1 protein-coding gene and 1 pseudogene are annotated in these 1008 nt (G+C 62.2%); both read right to left on the bottom strand.

Features of this window, described 5'->3' with window-relative positions; all coding sequences use genetic code 11:
• Nucleotides 1-708, bottom strand: a pseudogene (locus FEM54_RS33075) (low temperature requirement protein A); the annotation flags it as partial.
• Nucleotides 709-733: 25 nt separating this feature from the next.
• The coding region (locus tag FEM54_RS33070; RefSeq protein ID WP_338109393.1) for a LysR substrate-binding domain-containing protein at nt 734-1008 on the bottom strand (275 nt) is incomplete at its 5' end.

The raw sequence follows: 1008 nt of genomic DNA, 5'->3' as shown, positions 1-1008 counted from the left end.
GCCTTCGACGCTCCACGGCAACTCGGCGAACGTGGCGCCGGTCACCAGCAAGGATTCACCCAGGGCGATAATCACAAACAGGCCGCAACGCTCGGCCATGTGGTTGCCTTCGACATTCCAGTCCGCCAGGGTCGAGCGCCCAAGCCCTGGCACCCAGAAATACACCGACGGCGATATCAGTTCTATCAGCAGCGCCAGCGCCCAGAAAGCCAGGCGTTGCTCGCCTTCGAGCAGGCCGCCGGTGAGCCAGAACACCCCGGAACACAGCATCCACGCCAGGATCCGCTGGAAGTTGCGGGTCATGTTCAGCTACTCGCCGCGAACGGCCCACAACGCAAACAGCGTGCGGCCCACCTGCATGAAGACGTAAGCGCCGGCGAACAACAGGCCGCGATCGGTAAAGGCTTTGGGGATTGATGAAGACAGCAACAGGCCGGCGACCATCAAGCCGAACAGGCCAATGCGGATAGGGATTTTTTCCGGGTCCAGCCAGTTGGTGATCCACGAGGTGAAGATCCACACCCACCACACCGCGACCATCATCAGCGCCACCTGCACCGCGCCGCCGAGGCTCAGGTGGGCCAGCAGCGAGTGGGACAACTGGGTCACGGCGAACACGAACACCAGGTCGAAAAACAGCTCGACCATGCCCACCTTGCCGCTGTCATGACTGCCGCGCCCACGCAGCAAAGAACGGGATGAAGTCATCGGTGGATCTCCCTGAAGGCTTATCTCAAGATTTTTCCGCGATTACCGGCAGCCTGTCGCGTTCACTCATGAACGCTTCCAGCCGTGAACGCATCCAGCGTTCGGCAGGGTCCGTGTCGACGTGGCTGAGCCAGACCATGGACAGGTCCAGGGTCGGGGTTTCGAACGGGAACGGCTCGCAAAACAGGTTGCCGCCGGCGGCCATGGCATGGGCGGTGTAATCCGGCAGGCTGGCGATCATATCGGTGCCGGCGAGCAACGCCGGCAATGCGCTGTACTGGGGTACGGACAGCACCACGT

The organism is Pseudomonas edaphica (assembly GCF_005863185.1).
Classification (GTDB): domain Bacteria; phylum Pseudomonadota; class Gammaproteobacteria; order Pseudomonadales; family Pseudomonadaceae; genus Aquipseudomonas; species Aquipseudomonas edaphica.
This window is presented reverse-complemented; position numbering and strand designations above follow the sequence as displayed.